This window comes from Actinomycetota bacterium (assembly GCA_036280995.1).
Classification (GTDB): Bacteria; Actinomycetota; CALGFH01; order CALGFH01; family CALGFH01; genus CALGFH01.
Genome location: DASUPQ010000751.1, coordinates 1 through 6,600, shown reverse-complemented (window position 1 = coordinate 6,600; position 6,600 = coordinate 1). Strand labels below are relative to the sequence as shown.

Annotated in this window: 5 protein-coding genes; all 5 read right to left on the bottom strand. The window is 75.3% G+C overall.

The features are described from left to right. Positions 1 to 434: hypothetical protein (locus tag VF468_25230; protein HEX5881591.1), on the bottom strand; the 434-nt coding region annotated here is incomplete at its 3' end. Between the two features lie 303 nt (positions 435 to 737). Next, positions 738 to 1,046 carry a YlxR family protein gene (locus VF468_25225; protein ID HEX5881590.1) on the bottom strand — a complete coding sequence of 103 codons (309 nt, stop codon included), beginning with the start codon at positions 1,044 to 1,046 and terminating at the stop codon, positions 738 to 740. A 134-nt stretch (positions 1,047 to 1,180) separates the two neighbouring features. Next, on the bottom strand, positions 1,181 to 2,173 hold the full coding sequence (gene nusA, locus VF468_25220; GenBank protein HEX5881589.1) for a transcription termination factor NusA: 993 nt from the start codon (positions 2,171 to 2,173) through the stop codon (positions 1,181 to 1,183). 49 nt (positions 2,174 to 2,222) lie between these two features. After that, positions 2,223 to 2,726 carry a ribosome maturation factor RimP gene (gene rimP, locus VF468_25215; GenBank protein ID HEX5881588.1) on the bottom strand — a complete coding sequence of 168 codons (504 nt, stop codon included), beginning with the start codon at positions 2,724 to 2,726 and terminating at the stop codon, positions 2,223 to 2,225. Between the two features lie 187 nt (positions 2,727 to 2,913). Beyond that, positions 2,914 to 6,600, bottom strand: a 3,687-nt coding sequence (gene eccCa, locus VF468_25210; protein ID HEX5881587.1) for a type VII secretion protein EccCa, incomplete at its 5' end; no start/stop codon positions are given.

The following is a 6,600-nucleotide window of genomic DNA, read 5'->3' as shown; positions in this document are numbered from 1 at the left end:
GTAACCGCCGGGACGGCCGGCGCCACCGCCGGGGCCGCCGGGGCCGCCGGGGCGGCCCTGGCCGGGCTGGCCGGGACGGCCCTGGCCCATGCCGGGCCGGCCGGCGCCGGGCGGGCCCTGACGCTGGCCCATGCCGGGACGTCCCGCACCCGGCGGGGCCGGGCGGGCGCCCGGAGGGAGCGGGCGCCCGCCGGGCCCGACCGGACGGGCGCCTGGCGGGAGGGGCCGGCCGTCACGGCCGAGGGGCCGCGCACCCGGAGGAAGGGGACGGACCCCGGGCGGCAGCGGCTTGCCATCAGGCCCGACCGGCCTCGGCTGGCCCGGTCGCCCGGCACCGGGCTGCCCGGCGCCGGGCTGGCGAGCGCCAGGCTGGGCGGCACGGCCCTGGCCGGAGCCCGGCTGGGCGGGGCGGCCGGCGGCGGGCTGAGCGGCACGGCCCGGACCAGAGCCCGGCTGGCCCTGCCCCGTACCCGGCTCGCCCTGACGTGCCTGGCCGGCGGCCGGCTGGGCCGGTCGCGCCTGACCGGCGCGGGCCTGGCCCGCCTGGCCGGTCGGCCCGGCCTGGCCGGCGCGCGCCGGGCGGCCGCCACCGACCGACGAGCGCAGCTTGTCGGCCACGTCCTGGGTCACCGTCGACGAATGGCTCTTGGCCTCCACCCCCATGGAGGACAGCTTGGCGAGCAGGTCCTTGGACGGGACCCCAAGCTCTTTGGCGATCTCATACACCCGCGGGTTGCTCAACCAGATCTCACTTCCTCGTGTTCGCTCGAGCGATGGTGCCGGCTGGTCGGCGCGACCCGCTCGCTCCACAATCGGTTCCGCAGTGCCTCGACGGCGGCGTTGGCCGCCACCGCGTCGGTCACCTTCAAGGCTCGTTGGATGCTGCGCCGCCGCACCGCCATGTCCAGGCAGGAGGGCTGCCCGCACAGATAGGCGCCGCGACCGGCAGCCTTGCCGGTCGGGTCGTAGGCGACCGTCCCGGCGGGCGAACGCACGATCCGGTGGAGGGTACGCTTCGCGGCCGACGAACGGCACACCACACACATCCGACGGGGCTCCGCCCTGGTGCCCAGCGGCCTGGACCGAGGGCGCCCGGACGTCGCCTCATCACCTGCAACGCCTGCCGGCCGCCTGCGCATTCCCACCTCCTCCACCGTCCGCACGTCCGCCTTCCTTTCTGTCAGCGCCTCGGGCCCTGGCTCGCCTGCTCGGCGGCCTGGCTCTCGCTCACGATGTCGATCCTCCAGCCGGTCAGCCTCGCCGCCAACCGGGCATTCTGCCCTTCCTTGCCGATGGCCAGCGAGAGCTGGTAGTCGGGGACGACCACGTGGGCGGTCCGCTCCGGCTCGTCGATCTGCACGCTCTTGACCTTGGCCGGCGACAGGGCCTCGGCCACGAACTGGGCCGGGTCCTCGGACCAGGACACGATGTCGATCTTCTCACCGCGCAGCTCGTTGACCACCATGCGCACCCGCGACCCGCGGGCCCCGACGCAGGCGCCCTTGGGGTCGACCCCGGGCTCGTGGCTGCGGACCGCGATCTTGGTCCGGTGCCCCGGCTCGCGGGCGACGTTGGTGATCTCCACGATGCCCTCGGCGATCTCGGGCACCTCCAGCTCGAACAGCCGCTTGATCAGGTTGGGGTGGGTCCGCGACACCACCACCCGCAGGCCCCTGGCCGAGCGGACGACGTCGGTCACGTAGACCTTCAGCCGGTCGTTGTGCTGGTAGTGCTCGCTCGGCACCTGCTCGGAGTGGGGCAGGTCGGCCTCGATCTTGCCCAGGTCGACCGAGATGTGGCGCTGGTCGCGCTGCTGGACGATGCCGGTGACGATGTCGCCGACCCGGCCCTCGTACTCGCCGAAGGTCACGTCCCGCTCGGCCTCGCGCAGGCGCTGCATGATCACCTGCTTGGCGGTGACCGCGGCGATCCGCCCGAAGTCGGAGGGGGTGTCCTCCCACTCGCGGATGACCTGCTCCTCGTCGTCGAGCTCCTGGGCGAACACGGTCACGTCGCCGCTGTCGCGGTCGACCACGACCCGCGCCCCCTCGGGGGCGTTGGGCTGGCGCTTGTAGGCGGCGGCGAGGGCGCTCTCGAGCGCGCTGATGACCGTCTCGAGGGCGATGCCCTTCTCGCGCTCGAGGAAGCGCAGCTCATCGATCGGGATCTTCACGTCGCCGTCCTCTCGTTGCCGGTGGTCGTGGGTCGGGGTCCGTAGCGGGTCACCACGGCAACACCACCTTCCCGTGAACCACCTCGGACAGCGGCACCCGGACCTGCCCCCCGTCGACCTCCAGGACGACCGCCTCGTCGTCGGCGTCCACCACCACGCCCTGGATCGACGTGGTCGCGCGTTCCCCCGCCCCGTCGGCACCCTCGTCCCCGGTCACGCCGGCGGCCCCGCCGCCCCGGACGATGGCGACCTCGTGGCCGCGCTGGCGGCGGAAGTCGCGGCGGGTGTGCAGCGGACGCGAGAGCCCCGGCGTGCTCACCTCGAGGGTGTAGCTGCCGGCGACCGGGTCGGCCTCGTCCAGCGCCCGGGACAGGTCCTTGGAGACCAGCTCGACGACGTCGGCCTCGACCGGCTCCTCGGCGTCGAGGATCACGCTCAGCACCCGCCCGCGGCCCTGACCACGGAGGCCCAGCTCCAGCACCTCGACCCCGTGGCCGGCGGCCACCCGATCGGCCAGCTCCTGGACATGCGAAGGAAGCGCCGTCACGCTCACCGACCTCCCTCACATGTCGCGCGTTGCTGCTCGCCCTCTCGGTAGCGGCACCATTCCACCTCGTTGCCGCGCCGCCGGCCCCCTGACAACACAGAAGTGGGCGCAATGCCCACTTCGCTCCTCACCGGTGCCTGGCCTGGCAACAGGCCGGACGGCCATACGTCAACAGGCTGCAAGATAGCACCAGTCACGCCCAGCGGCAACCCGTTTCACGGCCCTGGCCTGCGCATTTACCCTCCCCTGCCCACCGCCCCCGGTTCGGTCCGGGCGCATCGAGACCACCCGTGGCGGTTGTCACCAGCCGTGCCGCCGCCCCGGAGCGGGGATGGTCCGCGGACGGCGGCGGGCTGTACGCGACCTGCACCAACCCCGCCGGACGCCCCGGCCGCACCAGGAACCCACGCCCCGGAGGAAGCTGGACCGCCTTCTGCCCCCCGAGGAGCGGTCCCTCGGCGGGGTCGCCGCTCATCACCAACCCCGCCCCACCGAGCTCCCGAAGCCGCTGGAAGACAGGTTCGAACCCCGCCCGCGCGGCCCCGGCAACCCGTCGCGCCAGGACCAGATGGAACCCGAGCTCCCGCCCCAGCCCCAGCAGATCCACCAGCGGAAGCAGCGGGCTCCCCCCGGCCGCCGGCAGCAGGTCGTAGTCGTCGACGAGCAGGACGTACCGTGGCCGGCCACCGGTGGGGCCGGGGTCGAGGGAGTGCGGGGGGTCGGGGAGGTCGAGGGCCCGTGGACCCATGCCATAGGTACCCGCTGGGCCGGGGTTGTCGGACGGGGTACGGGCGGTGAGCTCGCGGTGCAGGCGGTCGACCGCCTGGGCGACCGCCGTCGGCGTGCAGGCATAGCCGGCCAGATTGGCCAGTGCCGTCAGGTCGAGGAGGCGGCGGCGCATGTCGACGACCAGGAGCGCGACCTCCCCGGGCGGGTGGTGGGCGTCCAGCTGCCTGGCGAGGAGCCGGAGCAGGCTCGACTTGCCGGACCCGGCGTCGCCCAGGACGAGCAGGTGCGGCGACCCGCCGAACAGGTCCAGCCGGACAACGTCCAGGCGGTGCTCCTCGAGGGCGAACGGCAGCCCCGCCGGCCCGCCCCGGACGGGCGGCCCGCGATCGGCGCCGAGCAGGGCCGCCTCCCCGACCAGCGTGGGCAGGAGGCGCAGGGGCGGGGCGACGGCGCCGGTCCGGCTGGGCATGGCGCGGGCGAGGACGTCGGGGACCGGGCCGGGGAGGGCGGCCTGGAACTGCAGCCCGGCCTGGGTGAGGCCGCGGCCCGGCAGGTCGGGCAGGTCGGCGGCGGCCGACCGGCCGAGCTCGGACTCCAGGGGGTCGTTCAGGCGCAGCTCCAGGCGGCCGCCGAGGTTCTCGCGGAGGCCGGGACGCAGCTCGGCCCAGCGGTTGGCGGCCACGACGAGGTGGACGCCATGGTGCAGCCCGACCGCGGCGAGCCCCGTGATCTCCGCCTCGAGCTCGGGCAGCTCGCGGACGAACGCGCCCCAGTTGTCGACCACCAGGACCACCTCGCCGTAGCCGCCCAGGTCGCCGGAGGGGTCCGGGGAACCCCGAAGGGGTGCCCCGGTGGGAACCTCGGCCCGGCGGAGCTCGTGCCAGGAGGCCATCGAGTCGACGCCCAGGTCGCGGAAGCGCCGCTCGCGCTCCAGGACCAGGGAACGCAGCTCGCGGACGAGGTGCTGGACCCGTTCCGCCTCCCGGGGACCGCAGACGGCACCGACATGAGGCAGGTCGCCCAGCCGGTGGAGGCCGCCGCCGCCGAGGTCGACGGCGTAGACCTGGACCTCGTCGGGCGGGTGGGTGGCGGCCAGCCCGGCCACCAAGGTGCCGAGCAGCGTGCTCTTGCCGGTCCGCGGCGCCCCGACCACCGCCAGGTGCCCCGCGGCCCCCGAGAGGTCGAGGACCAGCGGCTCCTGGACCTGGTCGAGCGGCCGGTCGACGACGCCGACCGGCATCTGCAGCCAGCCGGGTCCCGCGGTCCGCAGCAGCGGGTCCAGCGCGACCTCGGCGGCGAGCGGCGGAAGCCAGACCTGGTGGACCGGCCGGCCTGCTCCGGTTCGGCGGCCGACCAGGACCTCAAGGTCGTTCTGGCCGCCCGGCCGGGGCGGCGCCGTCCCGTGTCGGTCGGGCTCGGTGGAGACGAGGGCGGCGGTGAAGGGGACGGGCGGGGAGGCGTCCACCTTGATGAGGGCGGTCCCGGGGGTGGAGGGGAGGTGGTAGGCGTCGGGGACGCCGAGGACCGCGGTGGACTCGGCCGCGCTGAAGGTGCGCAGGCAGATCCGGAACCGGAGGTGGCTGTCGAGGCCGCGGAGGTGGCCCTCGTCGAGGCGCTGGGAGGCGAGCAGCAGGTGCATGCCGAGGCTCCGCCCGACCCGCCCGATGGCGATGAACAGGTCCAGGAACTCGGGCCGGGCGGCCAGCAGCTCCCCGAACTCGTCCACCACGACGAGCAGCGACGGCAACGGCTCCAACCGAGGCTCGGCAGCGCGTCGTGCGGCGTAGGCGCGCAGGTCGGGCTGGTTGCCGGCCAGGTGCAGGAGCCGCTGGCGCCGGGCCAGCTCGCCCTGGAGGGCGGCCATGGCGCGGCCGACCATCGACAGGTCGGACTGGAGGTTCGTGATGAGGCCGGCCACCTGCGGGAGCCGAGCCAGGTCGGCGAACGCGGCACCGCCCTTGAAGTCGACGAGCACGAAGGCGAGTTGCTCGGGCGGATGGGTGGCGGCCAGCCCGGCGACGACTGTCCGCAGCAGCTCGCTCTTGCCCGATCCAGTGGCGCCGATGACCAGGCCATGGGGACCGACGCCGTGCTCGGCCGCCTCCTTGAGGTCGAGCACGAGCGGGTCCCCGCTCGCGGTCACCCCGACCGGCACCCGGAGCAGGTCGAACCGCGACCGCAGGCCCCCACCGCGGGTGTCGGCTCGGCCGGTCAGGTCGGTGTGTGGGCCGAGCAGGTCGAGCAGCCGCACGGGTCCCGCCCGCGAGGCCGCTGTCGCTGGGAGCTCGAGCCGGAGCGGCGCCAGGCGGCGGGCGAATGCCTCGCAGAAGGCAGGCCCCGCCGCGTCCGCACGGATGCCGCCGACCCGGCGTCCACCGGGGGCCGTCTCCTGCAGGGTCGCGAACCCCCGGTCGTCGAGGCGGATCCGCGTCGACAGCTCGGACGGCTCGCCGGCGGTGCTCTCGGCCAGCCACAGCACCGTGACGCCGCCAGCCGCGGAACGGTCGAGCAGGTCGCGGGCGGCTGACCCCGGGGGCGCGACGGCCGACCCGTCACCGCCCGGCGTCCGCGACACGGCCAACCCGGACGATGCGGCGACCCCCGGGTCCGTCGCGGGAGCAACTGGACCCACCTCGATCGTGTCGACGATCGCGACCAGGTGGGGTCGGGCGCCGGGCTGGGCTCGGGCCCCGGCAAGGACGGCGACCGGGGACCGGCCGGTCGCGGCCGTGGGGTCGCGGGTATGGGGCAGGAAGGTCGCCCACGCCCAGGACGGGTGGGGGGCGAGGATCCAGAGGTCGTCGGGAGCGTGGAAGGCGGCGAGCTCGCAGACGATCGAACGGGCGAGCGCGCGGACCCGGGCCGGGGGGCCGGTGAGGGCCAGCACGCCGGCGGCGCGGAGCGGGACGGTCACCGGAACGTCCTGCACCCGGGCCGAACGGCGGACGAGCTCTTCGGCGGCCTCCAGGAGCTCGGGGTCGTGCTCGACGAGGGGGCCGCCGGCGGTGTCGAGGCGGACCAGGGCGGCCAGTGGGACCGGGCCGCGGCCGACCCGCACCGTGAGGAAGTCGGCGTCGCTGGGGCGGCGTTCCCAGAGCCGGTTGGTCTGGTCGATCGTCGCCCAGAGCGCCGGCAGGTCGGGGTGCAGGTG

Coding starts and splice junctions, on each gene's coding strand:
- VF468_25225 (HEX5881590.1), bottom strand. CDS start 1,046: ATGTGTGTGGTGTGCCGTTCGTCGGCCGCGAAGCGTACCCTCCACCGG.